This is a genomic window from Actinoplanes sp. CA-051413 (genome assembly GCF_050955795.1).
Taxonomy (GTDB): Bacteria; Actinomycetota; Actinomycetes; order Mycobacteriales; family Micromonosporaceae; genus Actinoplanes.
This window is the reverse complement of the sequence record NZ_CP192100.1, coordinates 5,455,835-5,473,899: the sequence shown is the minus strand read 5'-3', so window position 1 is coordinate 5,473,899 and position 18,065 is coordinate 5,455,835. Positions and strand designations below refer to the sequence as shown.

Sequence of the window (18,065 nt, the reverse complement as noted above, 5' to 3'; positions counted from 1 at the left end):
CAGCTCAGGACACCTCGCGGCGCAGCATCCGCACCGTGCCGGCCACCAGCGGCAGCACCACCCAGACCAGGGCCGCCACGCCGAAGCGGGCCCACTGGTCGCCGGTCATGCCCGGCTCGCTCAGCGGCATCGAGGTCACGTTGATGTCGACCCAGCCGGCCGCCGTGTGCAGCCACTTCACCATCTCGCCGAGCACCGACCAGAGCGTCGGAATGGCGAAGTACAGCACGATGGCCAGCGGCGAGTTCATCAGCAGCGCGCCGAACGCCGAGCCCATCAGCACGAACACCACCTGGTTGACCAGCAGCTGACCGACCAGGGCGGCCTCGATGTGCCAGCTGCCGTCGCCGCCCGTACTGATGGCGATCAGATTGCCCGCCGCCGCCAGCGCGACCGTCGCGGCCGTGGTCGCGATCGCGATCAGCACCGCGGCGATCAGCTTCGCCGCCAGCACCCGGCCCCGCGCCGGGGTCAGCGTGAAGGTGGTCAGCGCCGTGCGCTGCGACCACTCGCTGGTCATCGACAGGATGCCCAGCACCGGCAGCAGCACGGCGGCGGGCACCAGGCCGAAGGCGAGCATGCCGTCGAAGACCTGCTCGTCGGCCGGTGCGGCGGCGATCACCAGCGCGACCGCGCCGGCCGCGGCCAGCGCGATCACGATCAACAACCACAGACCCGACCGGGTGTCGGCCAATTTGCGCAGCTCGACCAGGGTGAGCCGGGCCAGCGGGATTCCGGTACGGCGTCCCGCGGACGCAGGAGCAGCACCGGGCGCCGAGGTCGGCGCTGTCTGCACGGCGGTCATCGGACAGCCTCCTTCACCGAGTCACCGGCGGTCAGGGTCAGGAACATCTGCTCGAGCCCGCCGCTGCCGGCCGGCCGCAACTCCAGCAGGACGAGGCCGGCGTCGGCCGCCGCCCGCCCGATGGTCTCCGCATCGGCCTGCACGACGACGCCCCCGTCGGTCGTCTTCGTGCCGGGATGCCCGATGCGCCGCAGCACCGTCTCCAGCGCGGCCATGTCCAGCGCCCGCACCACCGTGCCGGACCGGGCCAGCAGCTCGGCCTTGTCACCCTGGGCCACGATCCGCCCGGCGCCGATGACCACCAGCTTGTCGGCGACCGCCTCCACCTCCCGCAGCAGGTGCGAGGAGAGCAGGACCGTGCCGCCCGCGTCGGCGAAGTTCCGCAGCAGCCCGCGCATCCAGTAGATGCCCTCCGGGTCGAGGCCGTTGGCCGGCTCGTCGAGGATAAGGATGCCGGGATCGCCGAGCATCGCGTACGCGAGCCCCAGCCGCTGCCGCATGCCCAGCGAGTATGCCTTGACCCGTCGTTTCGCGGCCGTGCTGTTCAGCCCGACCCGCTCCAGGCTCTCGTCGACCCTCCGCTTGTCGACGCCCATGGTCAGCGCGGCCAGGGTCAGCACCTCCCGCCCGGTGCGCCCGGAGTGCTGCGCCGACGCGTCCAGCAGCACCCCGATCCGCCGTCCCGGATTGCCCAGCCGCCGGTACGGCTGCCCGTCGACCGTGGCGATGCCCGCGGTGGGCGGCGTCAGCCCGCAGATCATCCGCATCGTGGTGGACTTGCCGGCGCCGTTCGGACCGAGGAAGCCGGTCACCGTGCCGGGCTCGCAGGTGAACGACACGTCGTCGACGGCCGGGTGGCTCCCGTACCGCTTGCTCAGATGTTCGACCGTGATCATGCCTCTCAGCGTGCCGCCGCCGGCCGGCCGGGCGCGTCGGCCGCCGGTCGGTGTCCGCGAACCTTGGTCTAGCCCCGGCTACGACTTTGGTCGGTGCACACCGCAGGAATAGCCGGGCCATCGACGGGTATGCGCGTGGACACCAGGGCAGGCGGGAGCACACGATGGCGATCAAGGAACCGTCGGACATCGCCCACACCGCGGTGGCGGCCGGCGTCAAGAAGGCCGATCTGCGGTGGGACAAGACGCTGGTGGGGTCGTTCCTCGCCGGCGCGTACATCGCCTTCGGCGGGCTCGTGGCCATCGCCGTGTCGTCCGGGCTCGACCCGGAGATCTGGGGCAGCCTGCCCACCCTGTTCACCGGCGCGGCGTTCACGCTCGGCCTGGTCCTGGTCCTGATCGCCGGCTCGCACCTGCTCACCGGCAACATGCTGCTGATCCCGATCAGCGCCATGCAGGGCCGGCTCACCTGGGGCGACATCCTGCGCAACCTCACCCTGGTGCTGATCGGCAACGTCATCGGGGCCATGTTCGTCGCGTACTTCCTGGCCGTGCAGACCGGCGTGATCGGCCACCTCGGCAGCGACGCCGGCACCTCGGGCGCGATGACCTACGACCGGCTCGCCGGGATCGCCGAGGCCAAGGGCCTGCACGAGAGCAACTGGCAGATCTTCCTGCGCGCGGTCGGCTGCAACTGGCTGGTCTGCCTCGCGGTCTGGGTGTCACTGGCCGCCGACAACGTCTCGGGCAAGATCCTGGCGATCTTCTTCCCGATCATGGCGTTCGTGGCGATGGGCTTCGACCACGTCGTGGCCAACATGTTCTTCCTGCCGGCCGCGATCTTCGCCGGGGTCCCGGGCCTGGGCTGGGACGACACCCTGCGGAACTGGCTGCTGGCGTTCCTGGGCAACCTGGTCGGCGCGGTCGTCTTCGTCGCCACCTCGTACTGGTACATGTACCTGAAGGAGGAGCCCTCCCACGAGGAGCCGCGCGAGGCGACCTGAGCCCACGGCCGGCTTCGACTTTGGTCGGTATCGGGCCGGACCCGCCCACCCGTAGCATGACGGCCGTGGGGGAGCTGACGGTGTCACGGTCCGGCCGGTCACCGGAGTACCACTGGCTGCAGCCGGGCCAGCTGTGGGACACGGCCGAGCACCCGCGCGCCCGCCGCTCGACCCGCGACTGGATCGTCGACTCCCTGTGCTTCGTCGTCGCCCTGAGCTGGGCCCTGCTGGCGGGCACCGACCTGCTGCAGACGGACCCCGAGGTCATCCCGCAGTGGGTCGGCACCCCGGCCTGGCTGGCCTGGGCGGACCTCATCGCCGGCGTGGCCTTGGCGGTGTCACTGTGGTGGCGCCGCCGCTTCCCGGTGCAGCTCGCCGTGTGCGCGATGGTCGGCGCGGCGTTCTCCATCGCGGGCGCCCTCGCCGGCATCATCATCTTCTTCACCCTGGCGGTGCACCGCCGCTTCGGGGTGACCGCGGTGATCGCCGTCGGCTCGCTGGGCGCCAACACGACCTTCTGCCTGCTGCGCCCGGAGGCCGGCACCAGCGTCGCCGAGTCGATCGCCTGGAGCACCGTCTTCCTGGCCATCACCCTGCTGTGGGGCATGGTCGTCCGGTCCCGCCGGCAGCTGGTGATGTCGCTGCGGGACCGCGCCGAGCGGGCCGAGTCCGAGCAGCAGCTGCGCGTCATCCAGGCCCGCGCGATGGAACGCACCCGCATCGCCCGGGAGATGCACGACGTGCTGGCCCACCGGATCTCCCTGCTGAGCCTGCACGCCGGCGCACTGGAGATCCACCCCGGCGCCGCCCCGGCCGAGGTCGCGGGGGCCGCCGGCGTGATCCGGGCCAGCGCCCACCAGGCCCTGCAGGACCTGCGCGAGGTCATCGGCGTGCTGCGCGAGCCGGCCGTCGACGACGCCCCCGAACGCCCCCAGCCCACCCTGGCCGAGCTGCCCGCGCTCGCCGACGAGTCCCGGGCGGCCGGCATCAAGGTCAACCTCGAGCTGCGGGTCGACGACGCGGCCGAGGTGCCGGCGGGGACCGGGCGGGCGGCGTACCGGATCGTGCAGGAAGGTCTCACCAACGCCCGCAAGCACGCACCCGGCACAGCCGTACGGGTCTGCGTGATCGGCTCGCCCGGTGCCGGCCTGACCATCGACATCCGCAACCCGGCCCCGGTCGGCACCCGCCCGGCCGTGCCGATCCCGGGCACCGGGACCGGCCTGGTCGGCCTGGCCGAACGGGCCACCCTGGCCGGCGGCCGGCTCACCTCCGGCCGCGGGGTCGACGGCGAGTTCACGCTCTCTGCCTGGCTGCCGTGGGGCCAGCCGGGAGCGGCGCAGTGACCTCCCCGCTGCGTGTGCTGATCGTCGACGACGACGCCCTGGTCCGGGCCGGCCTGACGATGATCCTGTCCGGCGCCGACGACATCGCCGTGGTGGGCGAGGCCGCCGACGGCAGCGAGGTCCCGGCGGCGGTGGCCACCCACCGCCCCGACGTCGTCCTGATGGACATCCGCATGCCCCGCGTCGACGGCCTGGCCGCGACCGAATCGCTGCGCCGGCGTCCGAGCGCCCCGGAGGTCATCGTCCTGACCACCTTCGACGCCGACGAGTTCGTGCTGCGCGCGCTGCGGGCGGGTGCCAGCGGCTTCCTGCTGAAGGACACCCCGCCGGTGGAGATCCTGCACGCGGTACGCCGGGTGGCCCAGGGCGAGGCGATGCTGTCACCCGCGGTGACCCGCCGCCTGATCGCCCACGTGGCAGCGCCGGAGGCCAACGGTGGACGGCAGCAGGCGCTGAGCGCGCTCGAAGGCCTCAGCGAGCGCGAGCGGGAGGTCGCGTTGCTGCTGGGCCAGGGCCGCGCGAACGCGGAGATCGCCACGGAACTGTTCATGAGCGTCGCGACGGTGAAGGCGCACGTCTCCCGACTGCTGGTCAAGCTCAACCTGAACAACCGCGTCCAGATCGCCCTCCTCGTCCACGACGCCGGCCTGGCCTGAGGCAGGCCCCGAGGGTGCGGCCGGGATGAGACCATGCCGGGATGACCGAGGAGACGATCGACGACGGCGTGGTGCTCAGCGCCGCCCACATCTCGGCGGCGGTCGGCGATCTCGGCTGGCGCTACGTCCTGGGCACCCTGCGCGCCTCGATCCGGCTGGGGCCGCTGTGGCAGGTCGCCGAGGTCGCCACCGAGCTGATCCGGGCCTGCGGCGCCGGTGCCGACGAGTGCCTGTGGCTGGACCTGCGGCCCGGACGGCTGGAGCTCACCCTGCATCCGCCGGACCCGGCCGGACTGACCGCCCGGGAGCTGGCCCACGCCCGCATGATCGCCACCACGGCCGCAGAGATGGGCCTGCCGCTCGCGCCGGACGCCGACGGCCGGCGGTCGGTGCAGGCGCTGGAGATCGCCGTCGACGCGCTGGACATCGCCGAGATCCGGCCGTTCTGGAAGGCCGTGCTCGGCTACGCCGACGAGCCGGGCGGCGGCGGCCCGCGCGACCCGATCGTGGACCCGCTCGCCCAGGGCCCGGCGCTATGGTTCCAGCAGATGACCGGCCCACGGGCCGAGCGCAACCGGCTGCACCTGGACGTCTCGGTGCCGCACGACGAGGCGCCGGCGCGGATCCGGGCCGCGCTGAACGCGGGCGGCATTCTGCTGTCCGAGGCCCGGGCGCCGTCCTTCTGGATCCTGGCGGACCCCGAGGGCAACGAAGCCTGCGTCACCACCTGGCAGGGCCGCGACTAGTGCACCCGGCGCCGCGTCGCCAGCGGCATCGTGGGGCTATCCGGGGCGGTGGCGACGAGTTCCGAGACGGTCGCGAAGCGGAAGCCGCGGGCCCGTAGTCCCTCGATCTTCGCCCCGAGCCGTCGCAGAGCCACCAGCCGCCGGTCCGCACCGACGTCGTGGGCCAGCACGATGTCACCCGGGCGGACCCCGTCGACGATCGCGCGGACCTGGGCGTCCGGGTCGTCGGCGAAGGCCCGTTCGCGCATCTGCTGGGACCACAGCACGATGTCGTAGCCCAGCGAGTCGGCCGCCAGCAGCGTCGAGCCGCCCAGATGCCCGTACGGTGGCCGCATCAGGGCCGGCGCCCGGCCGGTGACCTCGTGGATCACCTCGTGGGTCCGGGTCAGCTCGGCGGTGACCCCGGCCAGGTCGAGGGTGGCCAGGTCGTCGTGCGACCAGGAGTGGTTGCCGACCTCGTGGTTGTCGAGCCGCCCGCGGACCAGCCCGGCGTGCTCGCGCAGGTTCCGCCCCACCATGAAGAACGTGGCCGGCACCCCGGCCGCCTCCAGCGTGTCCAGCACCATCGGCGTCCACCGCGGCCCCGGCCCGTCGTCGAAGGTGAGCGCCACCACCGGTTCGGCGGTCTCGGCGTAGTACCGCACGGTCACGTCGGCGTGCCGGGCGGCGGCCGGTGTGTCCGCGGCCGCCGCGTAGCCGCCGCCGAGCGGTGGCCGGTCCCACCCGCACCAGCGGGGTATCTCGCTGGCGCCGAGCGCACCCATTCCCGCCCCGGCGACCGCCAGCAGACCGCCGCGCAGCACGGCGCGCCGGCTGGGCCGCATGATCCGGACATTCGCTGCCATTGCTGTTCCCCCGTGTCCGCGCCGCGGGAGCGCGGCGACACAGGGAGCGTCGCGTTTGCCGTTACCAGCGGGTATCCGGCGCGGGCCGGAGATCCACCCGCGCCGGTTCGGCCATTCGGCCGAGGCACCGCTGTGCTATCGAGCGGGGGAGAGCGGCCACAGCGGCTCCTCAGCCGCCTCCTCCGTCTCTCGCAGCACCCGCAGCACATTGCGCCCGGTGAGCTTCTCCAGCTCCTCCTGACTCCAGCCCCGCCCGGCCAGTTCCTCCAGCAGCCGCGGATACCCCGACACGTCCTCGAGCCCGACCGGCAGCCGATCACACCCGTCGTAGTCCCCGCCCAGCCCGACGTGGTCCACCCCGGCCACCGCCCGCACGTGCTCGACATGGTCGGCCACCTGGGCGATCGTCGCCTCCGGCCGGGGGTGCTCGGCCAGCCAGGCCCGAAACAGCTCCGGCGGCGGCGCGTCACCGCCGGGCAGGGCGGTGCCGAAAGATCCCCCACCGGTACGCGGGACCGGCACTGCCTCGCGGCCCGGCCGGGGAGCACTGGGCCAGGGCGCCTGCGCGGCCGGCAGCCCGAGCCGCTGCCATTCCGCGTCGGCCGCGGCCGTCCAGGCCACGACCTCCTCCGAGACGAAGACCGGTACGAACGCGACCATGCACACGCCACCGTTGTCCCGCAGCCTGACCAGGACCTCGTCGTCGACGTTGCGCCGGTGGTCGGTGCGGGCCCGGGCCGACGAGTGGCTGAAGATCACCGGTGCGGTCGCCACGTCCAGCGCCGCGTGCATGGTGGTGGTCGCGACGTGGGACAGGTCGACCAGGACGCCGATCCGCTGCATCTCCGCCACGATGGCCCGGCCCTCGTCGTCCAGCCCGCCCACCGCCGGTACGTCCGCCGCCGAGTCCGCCCACGACGTGTTGTGGTTGTGGGTCAGCGTCACGTAGCGCACTCCGAGGCGCGCGAACGCCCGCAGCACGCCGAGCGAGGTGGCCAGGCTGTGCCCGCCCTCGATGCCGATCAGGGAGGCGATCCGCCCGCCGCGCTGGGCCGCCTCGACGTCGTCAGCCGAGTACGCGACGGCCAGATCCTCCGGGTAAGCGGCCACGAGCCGGTACACCGCGTCGATCTGCTCCATGGTCGCCACCACCGCCTCGGGTTCGCTCAGGTCCGACGGCACGTACACGGACCAGAACTGGCCGCCGACCCCACCGGCGCGCAGCCGGGCGATGTCGGTGTGGAACTCGGGCCGGTCCGCGGCCAGACCCTCGACGCGGTAGCCGGCGCGCTCGCGCAACGCCATCGGCAGGTCGTTGTGCCCGTCGATGACGGGGGCGGCACGCAGGGCGAGATCAACGACGGACACCGGCGCTCCTCAGGCTCGTGGGCCGCGGCCCGCGCGGGTGGCGCCGGCCCGGTCCGAACGGACGATGATCACCTGCCGGAGCATAGGTCGGCCCGGGGCGGATCGCGCGCGGGCCGGTACGCGGAATCCTCAAGTCCCGCCGTTCGGCTCGTTCGCAACCGGCCGGCACCCGCACGGGCACGGTGCGCGCACCGTACGCACCGGAATCTTCTCTCCATGCCCGGCCGAGACGCGGCCGGACACACGTGGGGGAGATCCGAATTGCGTCGCAAGAAGCTGCAGAAGTCCGTGACCGCCCTGGCCGCCCTGGTGGCCGGTGCCGGCACCGCGCTGGTCGCCTCGGCGCCCGCGGCGGCCGCCGCCGGTCCGGAGCTGAAGCTCACCGCCGGTGACGACACGTACGTGTCCAGCGGCCGCAAGGACGCCACCTTCGGCGCCGAGGACAAGCTGTCGATCGGCCGCCTCGACGGTGACACCAAGATCGCCTTCCTGAAGTTCCTGGTCCCGGCCGGTACGCAGGTCACCGGCGCCCGGCTGCGGCTGATCACCGTGGGTGACGTCGCCGGCAAGGTCTCGGTGAGCCGGGTGGCCGGCAACGCCTGGACCGAGCAGCGGCTCACCTCGGGCACCGCCCCCGCGCTGGGTGCGGTCGTCGCGTCCGCCACCCCGGCCGCCGGCGCGGAGGAGCTGTCCTTCGACCTCGGCGCCGCGGTCACCGGCCCCGGCACCTACTCCTTCGCCGTGCAGTCGTCGGCGTCGAACGCGGTCACCCGCCTGCGTTCCGCCGAGGGCAAGTGGGGCGGTCCGGTGCTGACGGTCTCCACCGCCACCGCGCACTCGGCTCCGGCTGTGCCGCCGGCCACGCCGATCGAGGACGAGGACATGCCGCCGCCGGCCGCCGAGCCCGCCCCGACCCAGCCCACCACCCCCGCCACCACGGCCCCGGCCCAGCCCGTCCCCACCCAGCCGGCCACCACCGAGCCCACCCCGGCCCAGCCCGCCCCCACCCAGACCACCCCGGCCCAGCCCGCTCCGACCCAGACCACCCCGACCCAGCCCGCGCCGGTCGACCCGCCCAAGGGTGACTGCGTCACCGGCGCCAAGCTCGTGCCGAGCTGCGGCGTGCTGTGGGGTGCCGCCGCCGGTGGCTTCACCGACGCGCCGCGCGACCAGGCGCTCAAGGACTGGGAGAAGCTCAGCGGCCGCACCGCGAGCATCTTCCACGCGTACCACAAGGGTGACGAGCCGTTCCCGACCAAGTCCGAGATGGACATGGCCCGCGACGCCGCCAAGCCGCGCGTGCTGCTGCTGAACTGGAAGATCGCGTACGGCTCCAACTGGGCCAAGGTCGCCAAGGGCGAGCAGGACGCGCGCATCGACCGTTTCGCCGCCCGGATCAAGTCGAGCTTCCCGGAGAAGTTCTTCCTCGTGCTGAACCACGAGCCGGAGAACGACGTCGTGGCCAAGGCCGGCTCCGGCTGGGAGGCCAAGGACTTCGCCGCCATGTACCGCCACACGATCCTGCGCCTGCGGGCCAAGGGTGTCACCAACGCGATCAACGTCATGGCCTACATGGGCAACGAGAAGTGGATGGCGCAGTCGTGGTGGAAGGACCTCTACCCGGGTGACGACGTCGTCGACTGGATGGGCCTCGACTCGTACGTGAGCGCCGAGAAGGGCTACTACCACTTCGGTCTGTTCGGTGACCTGCTCGACCGCAAGCCCGCCGACGGTGGCCTCGGCTGGTACGACTGGGCCGCCACCAAGCACGCGAGCAAGCCGGTCATGGTTGCCGAGTGGGGCGTCTACCACCGCGTCGGCAAGGTGACCGACAAGGCCGCCGGTTTCCGCAGCGTCCTGCCGGAGCTCAAGAAGCGCCCGGGTATCAAGGCGATCGTCTACTTCGACACCAAGCGCGACGACCAGGGTGACCGCGACATCAGCATCGACAGCACCAAGACGGCCCTGGCCGCGTTCCGTACCCTGGCCGCGGACAAGATCTTCGACGTGAAGCTGCGCTGAGCGTCGTCCACTGTGCTCACGAGCCGCCCGGCGGGCCTGCCGGGCGGCTCGTGCCGTGTCAGCTGCCGGCGACAGCCATCGTGCCCTTGCCGCTGCGCTTCGCCTCGTACATCGCCGCATCGGCGGCGCGCAGCAGCGTGCGGGCCTGGCCGCCGGGGCCGGTCGCGACGCCGACGCTGGCCCGTACGACCAGCACGTGACCCTCGACCGTGACCGGCTCGGTGAGCGCGGCGACGATCCGCTCTGCGGTGGCGGCGGCCTCGGCCGGCGTCGTGCCGGTCAGGATCACGGCGAACTCGTCGCCGCCGAGCCGGGCCACCGTGTCGCTGCCGGCGCGCACGCAGCCGCGCAGCCGTTCGGCCGCCGTGACCAGCACCCGGTCGCCCACGTGGTGCCCGAGCGTGTCGTTGATGATTTTGAAGTCGTCCAGGTCGACGGCGAGCACCCCGGTGAGCGCATCGGCATCCGGCTGCCCGGCCGCGTCGGCGATCCGGCGGTGGAACAGGGTGCGGTTGGCCAGGCCGGTCAGCGCATCGTGGGTGGCCTCGAAGTGCAGCTGCTCCTGGAACGCGCGGGCGTCGGTGATGTCACGGGCGTTGGAGATGAGCCCGCGCACGCTGGGGTCGTCGTGCCGGTCGGTGGCCACCACGTCGAGCCAGCGCCAGGAGCCGTCCTTGTGCCGTACCCGGCCCTGCCAGGAACCGCCCGTCCCGGCGGTCGGCAGATCCTCGGGATGCAGCAGGTCGCGCAGCACCGTGCCGAGCAGCTCCTCGGGCGCGTAGCCCAGCATCCGGGTCACCGCCGGGCTGGTGAATGTCGTCCGGCCCCGCCGGTCGGTGATCACCGTGAGGTCCGAGGAGTGCTGGATCAGCGAGCGGAACCGGCTCTCCTGCTCGCCGAGCCGACGCAGCAGCACCGCGTTGTCGACGAACGAGGTGATCTGCCGGCCCAGCACCACCAGGGTGACCAGCAACGAGCCGAGGACCAGCCCCCAGCTGCGGACCGACAGCCCGTCCTGGGCCAGGCTGAGCAGGCCCGCGGCGTAGGTGGCCAGCGCCGCCGCGTACGGCAGCAGGCTGAACGGCCGCCGCCGGGAGCGCTGCGGCGCGGTGGCGGCGAGCTGCATCTCCACTGCTTGCGCCCGCGGGCAGGCCGCCATGATCACGCAAGGGATGAAGCTCGACAGCATGAACACGGCCGGGTTCGCGCTCGCGGCGAGCCCGTCCACGCCGACGCCGAGCGCGGTCAGCGCCACGCCGACCAGGGCGATACCGGCCGCGACCGGCCGGAACGGGGCCTCGCCGCCGAGGATCAGCTTGGTGATGCCGAAGAACAGGATCAGCATGAGGGCCGCGAGCACGCCGTTGAGCAGCACCAGGCTGATCGCCGCGCCGACCACCGCGCTGAGCATGAACGACCAGATGAAACCGGCAGCGGCGGTCATCACGGTGGCCGCGTCCAGCCAGAACACCAGGCGCTGGCGGCCGGTGGCCCGGATCGGGTGGGTCAGCATCGCCCACAGCGGCACCGAGACGCCGGCGACGATGAAGACCAGGTGCACGTTGCCGCTGACCAGTCCGGTCACCGTCAGGTCGTTCGCCGACTGCACCGTCTGGACGAGGTCGCCGACGGTGAACAGGACCGCGGCGATGGCCATCGCCCGCCAGAACCGGCGGGTGGGGGCCGACGCGTCCGGGTGCCGGTGGACGCGCCACGAGCCGAGAGCGAGGACCACGTCGAGGGCGACCTGGATGGGCCAGTAGCCGGCGATCAGGACCGGCAGGCCGGCCACCGGCCAGGCGTACCAGGCGGCGCCGAGCACGGCGACGGCCAGCAGCGCCTGCATGCCCCGGTCCCGCAGCAGTGCCATCGGCACCGGCGGGGCGGTCCGTCTGCGCGTGTGCGGAACCATCGCCCGTTCCTCCAGCCTGTCGCTCCCGGTCGGAGTCGCAGCCTGTCCATCGTTCGCGGAACCCCGGACTTGAGACATCACGGCCGCGCCTGGTTGTGATGACCGACGCCGCCCGTCCGGTCCGCCCAGGGCAAGCCGGGCACCGAACTTCTCAGGTGGCCGCCCGCCCGCCCGATCTCGACGGTGACGTCACCCCACCAGGTGGTGACCGGAGGCGGGGGAGGGCTCTGATGACCGTCAGGCAGCGGCCTCCCGCCACCGTCGTGGTCGGCCTCACCGTGGTCGTGTTCGCCGCCTGGATGGCCACCGGGCTGGGCGGCGAAGCCGTGACCCGGGCCGTCTCCGACGTCGGCACGGTCCTGATGACCCTGGTCGCCGGCCTGGCCTGCCTGGTCCGCGCCGCGCGTCGCCGCGGCCGGCTGGTTGTCGCGTGGGCCGCCATCGGCCTGGGGGCGCTCGCGTACTGCTTCGGCGGGGCCTGCTGGACGTTCACCGAGGTGGTCCAGGGCCGCGACGTCCCGGTCCCCGGGTTGCCGGACCTCGGCTACCTCGCCATGATCCCGCTGGTCGCGGCCGGTCTGCTGGCGGTACCGGTGGGCCGGCAGTCGATGGCGCACCGGATCCGCAGCATCGTCGACGGGCTGATGATCGCCGCCTCGCTGCTGCTGGTGAGCTGGATCGTCGTGCTGGCACCGCTGCTCGCCGCGGGTGCCGACAGCCGGCTCGGCCGGCTCGTGCTGCTCGGCTACCCGGTCGGCGACGTCGTGCTGGTCACGGTGGCCCTCTACGTGCTGGCCCGGCTGCGTCGCGGCGGCCGGGACACCAGGCCGCTGCTGCTGATCGTGGGTGCCACAGTCACGCTCGGCGTCGCCGACAGCGTCTACCTGTACGTGCACCTGCACCAGGACTACCGTTCCGGCGGCATCCTCGACATCGGCTGGTTCGCGGGCTTCGCACTGGTCCTGCTGGCCGCGCTGCGCTCAGGCACCGGTACGGACGAGCCCGGCCCGGACGGCGACGACCCGGGCGACCGGCAGTCGTTCGCGATCCTGCTGCCGTACGCGGCCGTGCTCACCGCGCTGGCGTGCAGCGTCGTCCACTATGCCGTGTCCGGTGAGGCGGACCCGTTCTTCGCCGGCTGCCGCACCCTGCTCATCGTGCTGATCATCGCCCGCCAGCTGCTGACCCTGCTGGAGAACCGGCACCTGACCCGGCACCTGGAGGCCCGGGTGGCCGAGCGCACCGCCGACCTGCAGGCCAGTGAGCTGCGCTTCCGCGCGCTGGTGATGCAGAGCTCCGAGTCGGTCGCGGTGATCGACGCCGACTCGACCATCCGGTTCCAGAGCGAGTCGGTGGAACGGATCTTCGGCTATCCCGCCTCGATGCTGCTCGGTCTCAGGCTGCTCGACGTGGCCGGGCGCCGCGCCGCGCCCCGGATCGCCGCCGCGCTGGAATCGGTCCGCGACCAGCCGCTCGGCGTCGTGGTGGCCGAGGTGCCGCTGCGGCATCGCGACGGCCGGATCCGGCTCGCTGAAATGACGATCACCAACCTCGTGCACGACCCGTCGGTCCGCGGCTACGTGCTCAACACCCGCGACATCCACGACGCCACCGAGCTGCAGGAACAACTCGTGCACGAGGCGTACCACGACGCGCTGACCGGGCTGGCCAGCCGGGCGCTGTTCCGGGAGCGCACCCTCGAGGCCCTGGCCCGGGACCCGGCTGGCTGCGGCGTCGCCGTGCTGCTGCTCGACCTGGACGGCTTCAAGGAGATCAACGACAGTCTCGGGCACGCCGCCGGTGACGCCCTGCTGGTGCAGATCGCCGCCCGGCTGCGCACCGCCGTACGCGACGGCGACACCGTGGCCCGCTTCGGCGGCGACGAGTTCGGCGTGGTCATCGAGTCGCCCACCGCGCGCGCCGACGCCGAGAGCGTCGCCGGGCGGATCGCGGCGGCCCTGGAGGAACCGGTACGGGTCGGGGAGCGGGACCTGCGCGTGGCGGTCAGCATCGGACTGGCCTGCGGCACCGACGCCGGCGACATCGATCAACTGCTGCGCAACGCCGACCTGGCGATGTACCGGGCCAAGGCGGCGGGCGGCGCCGGGCTGGCCGCGTACGACCCGGAGATGCTCGCGGGCCTCGTGCAGCGGCTCGAGCTGGAGGCCGACCTGCGCCTCGCCCTGGAACGTGGGGAACTGGCGCTGCACTACCAGCCCACCGTCGACCTGCGCACCGGCGAGATCGTCGGCTTCGAGGCGCTGGTCCGCTGGCACCACCCGACCCGCGGCATGGTGTCCCCGCTGGACTTCATCGGCATCGCCGAGGCGACCGGCCTGATCGTGCCGCTCGGCCGCTGGGTGCTGACCGAGGCGTGCCGGCAGGCGGTGGCCTGGGGCGCGGGCAGCACCCGGCGGCTCAAGATGGCCGTCAACGTGTCGGTACGGCAGTTCGAGCACGGCGACCTGTCCGAGATGGTCGCCGAGGTGCTCGCCGAGACCGGCATGCCGGTGGACCAGCTGTGCCTGGAGATGACCGAGAGCGTGCTGCTCACCGACACCGACGAGAACCTCACCCAGCTGCAGCGGCTGAAGGCGCTGGGCGTCACCCTGGCGATGGACGATTTCGGTACGGGCTACTCATCATTGGCGTACCTGGGCCGCTTCCCGATGGACGTCCTGAAGATCGACCGCTCCTTCGTGGACCGGCTCGGCGGCGACCGCGAGGACGAGGCGCTGGTCCGTACGATCGTGCGGCTGGCCCGCAGCCTCGGCATGAGCACCGTCGCCGAGGGCATCGAGGACGCCGCCCAGCTGGCGATCCTGCGGGAACTCGACTGCGACCTGGCCCAGGGCTTCTTCCTGTCCCGCCCGCTGCCCGCCACCGAGGCGGGCCGGGTGCTCGCCGAAGGCCTGGCGCGGGCACTGGCCGTCCCGGCCTGACGTCAGCGGACCTGCCCGCGCACCACCAGAGCCCAGCACAGGCAGCCGAACGCCGCCGTGGTGGCCAGCGCGCGGACCAGGTTCCAGGTCGTCCAGCGGGCCGCGTCGAAGCGTTCGCGGATCTCCGCCAGGTCGGTGATCCGGTCCGGGTCGCCCGCCGCCTTGAGCGCGTCGTTGAGCGGTACGTGCACCACCACGGTGATGACTGCCACCACGGCGTTCAGGGCGACCGCCACCAGCAGCCACGGCAGCAGGCGCCGGTCGGTGTTGAGCCCGGCGGCCGCGGCCGTGCACAGCACCGCCCCGACGAAGCCGGTCATGAACCACGGGTTGATGATGGCCCGGTCGACGGCCTGGAACGCCCCGACGAACGTGCGGTCGTCGGTGCTGCCCAGCCCCGGCATGACGGTGTGCTGGTAGAGGCCGTAGACGCCCGCCATCAGTCCGGTGGTCATGGTCGCCGCCAGGAGTGCCGCCACCCTCAGTGTGTACATGTGATCAGTCAACCGGTGCAGTGCCGCGCGGGCTATCCCCGGGACTCCACGCTGCATACGCGAGCGTCCAGGCGCTGCTGGTGCAGGGCGATCTGCAGCGCCAGCCGCGCGTCCGGATCGTCCAGCGTGTCGCCGAACAGCCGCCGGAGCTTGCGCATCCTGTACCGCACGGTCTGCGGGTGCGCCGGCAACGCGGCCGCCGCGGCGAGCACCTGACCCTGGGCCCGCAACCAGGCCAGCAGGGTCGCGGACAGCACCTCGCGGTCCGCCGGGGCCAACGGTTGCAGCGGCGCCAGCCACCGCGCGGCGAGCCGGTCACTCAGCCCCGGCTCCCACGCCGTGACCAGCGTGACCAGGTGCTCGTCGCAGTGCAGCAGTGCGTCGGCCGGCAGCATCCCCTCCTGCTGCAACTGCAGGGCCCGGCGCGACAACCGGTACGACAAGCGGGCCTCACCCAGCGGAACCGCCGGTCCCAGCGCCGCCCGCTGCCCGGCCAGCGCGGCCGTCAGGTGCGCGAGCCGGCTCGGGGTCGCCGGCTCGGGGAGGATCAGCCGGGTGGCGTCGGCGATGACCGTGGCGATCGTGCCGCTGCCCGCCCGCCGGGCCAGCTGCTCGCCGTCGGTGCCCTCCACGCTGACCACCGCCACCGAGGCCGGCACGGGCCAGCGAGCCGCGTCCGCGGCGGCCGCGATCGCCGCGCCGCCGGGCGGGTCCGGCTGCACGAGCAGCGTGATGAGCCGGCGCCGGGTGGTGTCCCAGTCGCGGCCGTGCTGGCGCTGCTCGTCGAGGTAGCCCTCGGCCGCCGCCCCGGCGAGCGCGTCGATGAAGCCGAACAACGCCGAGGCCAGCACGTACAGCACGGCCGGGGGCAGCTCCCGCTCGACCAGGTACGCCCAGATGGCGCGACCGCCCAGGGTGAGGATCGAGCGCAGCGCGTCGATGTCGTGACCCTCGCGGAACTCGGTGCGGCCCAGCCCGACGAACACCGTCCGGGGACCCGCGAGCTCCCGGGCCGGCTCGGCCACCGCCCCGACGAACGCGTCCACCGCCGTCTCGACCCCCAGCGTCAGGCCGCGCCCCTGGCCACCGGTGAGCGACCGGCCCTGAACGCTCATCGCCGTACGCATCGTGCGCAGCACCCGCTCGCGCAACCCGGCGCGCTCAGCCTGCAACCGCTCGCCGACGCCGGCCGGCAGCTCCGCGACGCGCGGCTCGATGTCGAGGAAGGCGTCCGGCACGGTTTGTCACCCCGGTGATAAAGCTCGGGCAGGAATCCGCCTCGGTGGACCACCATCTTGGCACGGTGATGCCTAGCGTGAGGGTATGGACGCAGATGTGATCGTGGTCGGGGCGGGACTGGCCGGGCTGGCGGCGACCGCCGAGCTCGCCGACGCGGGCCGCCGGGTGCTGCTGCTCGACCAGGAACCCGAGCAGAGCCTGGGTGGGCAGGCGTTCTGGTCGTTCGGGGGCCTGTTCCTGGTCGACTCGCCGGAGCAGCGGCGCATGGGCGTGCGCGACTCGGTCGAGCTGGCCTGGCAGGACTGGCTGGGCAGCGCCGCGTTCGACCGCGAGGAGGACCACTGGCCGCGGCAGTGGGCCCGGGCGTACGTGGACTTCGCCGCCGGCGAGAAGCGGGCCTGGCTGCGGGCCATGGGGCACCGGCTGTTCCCCGTGGTCGGCTGGGCCGAACGCGGTGGCGGCACCGCCGAGGGGCACGGCAACTCGGTGCCGCGTTTCCACCTGACCTGGGGGACCGGGCCCGGCCTGGTCGAACCGTTCGAGCGCCGGGTGCGCGCGGCGGCCGAGCGGGGCCTGGTCCGCTTCTGCTTCCGGCACCGGGTGGACGGCCTGGTCAAGACCGGCGGGGTGGTCACCGGGGTGCGGGGACGCACGCTGGCGGCCAGCGGGGTCCGGCGCGGCGAGTCCAGCTCGCGGGAGGAGACCGGCGATTTCGCGTACGAGGCGCAGGCGGTGATCGTCACGTCGGGCGGCATCGGCGGCGACCACGACCTGGTCCGCAAGGCCTGGCCGGCCCGGCTCGGGGCCCCGCCCAAGCGGATGGTCGCCGGCGTCCCGGCGCACGTGGACGGCCGGATGCTCGGGATCACCGAGCAGGCCGGCGGGCGCATCGTCAACCCGGACCGGATGTGGCACTACGTCGAGGGCCTGCGCAACTGGGACCCGATCTGGCCGGAGCACGGCATCCGCATCCTGCCCGGTCCGTCGTCGCTGTGGCTGGACGCGACCGGCCGCCGCCTGCCGGCGCCGCTGTTCCCCGGCTTCGACACCCTCGGCACGCTCAAGCACCTGATGGCCACCGGCTACGACTACAGCTGGTTCGTGCTGACTCAGAAGATCATTGAGAAGGAGTTCGCGCTGTCGGGCTCGGAGCAGAACCCCGACCTGACCAACAAGAGCATCCGGCAGGTGCTGGGCCGGGTCCGGGCGGGCGCGACCCCGCCGGTGGAGGCGTTCAAACAGCACGGCGCCGACTTCGTCGTGGCACCGAGGTTGGACGAGCTGGTCACCGGGATGAACAAACTGGCCGCGGAGAGCGACGGCCCGGCTCTGGAGCTTGATGCGGTACGCCGCACGATCGAGTCCCGCGACCGCGAGATGACCAACCCGTTCAGCAAGGACGCGCAGGTCACCGCCATCCACGGGGCCCGGCGCTACCGCGGCGACCGGCTGATCCGGGTGGCGACGCCGCACCGGCTGCTGGACCCGGCGGCGGGCCCGCTGATCGCGGTCCGGCTCAACATCCTGACCCGCAAGACCCTGGGCGGCCTGCACACCGACCTCTCGGCCCGGGTCCTGCAGGCGGACGGCTCACCCCTGCCGGGCGTGTACGCGGCCGGCGAGGTGGCGGGCTTCGGCGGCGGGGGCATGCACGGCTACAACTCCCTGGAAGGCACCTTCCTGGGCGGCTGCTTGTTCTCCGGCCGCACCGCCGGCCGAGCCGCAGCCGCCGCAACCGCCTGACGACCAGCCGGCGGCGCGCCTGGTAGCGCGCCGCCGGGAGTCGTCGG

General features: G+C 73.1%; 14 protein-coding genes. 7 read left to right on the top strand and 7 right to left on the bottom strand.

Annotated features, from left to right (window positions below; translation table 11 throughout):
- Positions 1-4: 4 nt before the first annotated feature.
- Both ACQP2Y_RS25815 and ACQP2Y_RS25810 read right to left on the bottom strand, forming a co-directional pair.
- Positions 5-805: an ABC transporter permease gene (locus ACQP2Y_RS25815; RefSeq protein ID WP_433717606.1), complete on the bottom strand. Its 801-nt coding sequence runs from the start codon at positions 803-805 to the stop codon at positions 5-7.
- The gene (locus tag ACQP2Y_RS25810; protein WP_433717605.1) at positions 802-1,701 is read right to left on the bottom strand and encodes an ABC transporter ATP-binding protein; all 900 of its coding nucleotides are present in this window, start codon (positions 1,699-1,701) and stop codon (positions 802-804) included. The genes ACQP2Y_RS25815 and ACQP2Y_RS25810 overlap by 4 nt, the downstream gene beginning before the upstream one ends.
- Before the next feature lie 164 nt (positions 1,702-1,865).
- Between ACQP2Y_RS25810 and ACQP2Y_RS25805 the strand changes: the two genes are divergently transcribed.
- The 4 genes from ACQP2Y_RS25805 (at position 1,866) to ACQP2Y_RS25790 (ending at position 5,453) form a co-directional block, all read left to right on the top strand.
- Positions 1,866-2,705, top strand: coding sequence for a formate/nitrite transporter family protein (locus tag ACQP2Y_RS25805; RefSeq protein WP_433717604.1), 840 nt, complete (start codon positions 1,866-1,868; stop codon positions 2,703-2,705).
- Between the two features lie 65 nt (positions 2,706-2,770).
- The gene (locus tag ACQP2Y_RS25800; RefSeq protein WP_433717603.1) at positions 2,771-4,051 is read left to right on the top strand and encodes a sensor histidine kinase; all 1,281 of its coding nucleotides are present in this window, start codon (positions 2,771-2,773) and stop codon (positions 4,049-4,051) included.
- Positions 4,052-4,110: 59 nt separating this feature from the next.
- Positions 4,111-4,707, top strand: a complete 597-nt coding sequence (locus ACQP2Y_RS25795) for a response regulator (RefSeq protein ID WP_433732065.1) — start codon at positions 4,111-4,113, stop codon at positions 4,705-4,707.
- 41 nt (positions 4,708-4,748) lie between these two features.
- Positions 4,749-5,453, top strand: coding sequence for a VOC family protein (locus tag ACQP2Y_RS25790; RefSeq protein WP_433717602.1), 705 nt, complete (start codon positions 4,749-4,751; stop codon positions 5,451-5,453).
- Here the strand turns inward: ACQP2Y_RS25790 and ACQP2Y_RS25785 are convergent.
- Both ACQP2Y_RS25785 and ACQP2Y_RS25780 read right to left on the bottom strand, forming a co-directional pair.
- A complete protein-coding gene (locus tag ACQP2Y_RS25785) occupies positions 5,450-6,298 on the bottom strand; it encodes a polysaccharide deacetylase family protein (protein WP_433717601.1) in 849 nt (282 codons plus the stop codon). The genes ACQP2Y_RS25790 and ACQP2Y_RS25785 overlap by 4 nt on opposite strands.
- A gap of 135 nt (positions 6,299-6,433) precedes the next feature.
- Entirely contained in the window at positions 6,434-7,666 is a 1,233-nt protein-coding gene (locus tag ACQP2Y_RS25780; protein ID WP_433717600.1) for a dipeptidase, read from the bottom strand.
- Between the two features lie 261 nt (positions 7,667-7,927).
- Between ACQP2Y_RS25780 and ACQP2Y_RS25775 the strand changes: the two genes are divergently transcribed.
- Positions 7,928-9,688 carry a CBM96 family carbohydrate-binding protein gene (locus ACQP2Y_RS25775; protein ID WP_433717599.1) on the top strand — a complete coding sequence of 587 codons (1,761 nt, stop codon included), beginning with the start codon at positions 7,928-7,930 and terminating at the stop codon, positions 9,686-9,688.
- Between the two features lie 58 nt (positions 9,689-9,746).
- Here ACQP2Y_RS25775 and ACQP2Y_RS25770 read toward each other — a convergent pair whose 3' ends face one another.
- The gene (locus ACQP2Y_RS25770; RefSeq protein WP_433717598.1) at positions 9,747-11,600 is read right to left on the bottom strand and encodes a diguanylate cyclase domain-containing protein; all 1,854 of its coding nucleotides are present in this window, start codon (positions 11,598-11,600) and stop codon (positions 9,747-9,749) included.
- Positions 11,601-11,830: 230 nt separating this feature from the next.
- Here ACQP2Y_RS25770 and ACQP2Y_RS25765 point away from each other — a divergent pair, with 230 nt between their 5' ends.
- Positions 11,831-14,542 (top strand): putative bifunctional diguanylate cyclase/phosphodiesterase, encoded by a 2,712-nt coding sequence (locus tag ACQP2Y_RS25765; protein WP_433717597.1) that lies wholly within the window; start codon positions 11,831-11,833, stop codon positions 14,540-14,542.
- A gap of 2 nt (positions 14,543-14,544) precedes the next feature.
- Here ACQP2Y_RS25765 and ACQP2Y_RS25760 read toward each other — a convergent pair whose 3' ends face one another.
- Both ACQP2Y_RS25760 and ACQP2Y_RS25755 read right to left on the bottom strand, forming a co-directional pair.
- On the bottom strand, positions 14,545-15,036 hold the full coding sequence (locus tag ACQP2Y_RS25760; RefSeq protein WP_433717596.1) for a DUF1772 domain-containing protein: 492 nt from the start codon (positions 15,034-15,036) through the stop codon (positions 14,545-14,547).
- Positions 15,037-15,068: 32 nt separating this feature from the next.
- Positions 15,069-16,274, bottom strand: coding sequence for a helix-turn-helix domain-containing protein (locus tag ACQP2Y_RS25755; RefSeq protein ID WP_433717595.1), 1,206 nt, complete (start codon positions 16,272-16,274; stop codon positions 15,069-15,071).
- Between the two features lie 85 nt (positions 16,275-16,359).
- On the opposite strand from ACQP2Y_RS25755, the gene ACQP2Y_RS25750 reads away from it, so the two are divergent.
- Positions 16,360-18,018, top strand: a complete 1,659-nt coding sequence (locus ACQP2Y_RS25750) for an FAD-binding dehydrogenase (protein WP_433717594.1) — start codon at positions 16,360-16,362, stop codon at positions 18,016-18,018.
- Positions 18,019-18,065 lie beyond the last annotated feature (47 nt).

Excerpts from the sequence above, each read along its gene's own strand:
- ACQP2Y_RS25790 (WP_433717602.1), top strand. The coding sequence starts at position 4,749 with ATGACCGAGGAGACGATCGACGACGGCGTGGTGCTCAGCGCCGCCCAC.
- ACQP2Y_RS25810 (WP_433717605.1), bottom strand. The coding sequence starts at position 1,701 with ATGATCACGGTCGAACATCTGAGCAAGCGGTACGGGAGCCACCCGGCC.
- ACQP2Y_RS25760 (WP_433717596.1), bottom strand. The coding sequence starts at position 15,036 with ATGTACACACTGAGGGTGGCGGCACTCCTGGCGGCGACCATGACCACC.
- ACQP2Y_RS25765 (WP_433717597.1), top strand. The coding sequence starts at position 11,831 with ATGACCGTCAGGCAGCGGCCTCCCGCCACCGTCGTGGTCGGCCTCACC.
- ACQP2Y_RS25815 (WP_433717606.1), bottom strand. The coding sequence starts at position 805 with ATGACCGCCGTGCAGACAGCGCCGACCTCGGCGCCCGGTGCTGCTCCT.
- ACQP2Y_RS25795 (WP_433732065.1), top strand. The coding sequence starts at position 4,111 with ATGATCCTGTCCGGCGCCGACGACATCGCCGTGGTGGGCGAGGCCGCC.
- ACQP2Y_RS25770 (WP_433717598.1), bottom strand. The coding sequence starts at position 11,600 with ATGGTTCCGCACACGCGCAGACGGACCGCCCCGCCGGTGCCGATGGCA.
- ACQP2Y_RS25805 (WP_433717604.1), top strand. The coding sequence starts at position 1,866 with ATGGCGATCAAGGAACCGTCGGACATCGCCCACACCGCGGTGGCGGCC.
- ACQP2Y_RS25785 (WP_433717601.1), bottom strand. The coding sequence starts at position 6,298 with ATGGCAGCGAATGTCCGGATCATGCGGCCCAGCCGGCGCGCCGTGCTG.
- ACQP2Y_RS25750 (WP_433717594.1), top strand. The coding sequence starts at position 16,360 with ATGGACGCAGATGTGATCGTGGTCGGGGCGGGACTGGCCGGGCTGGCG.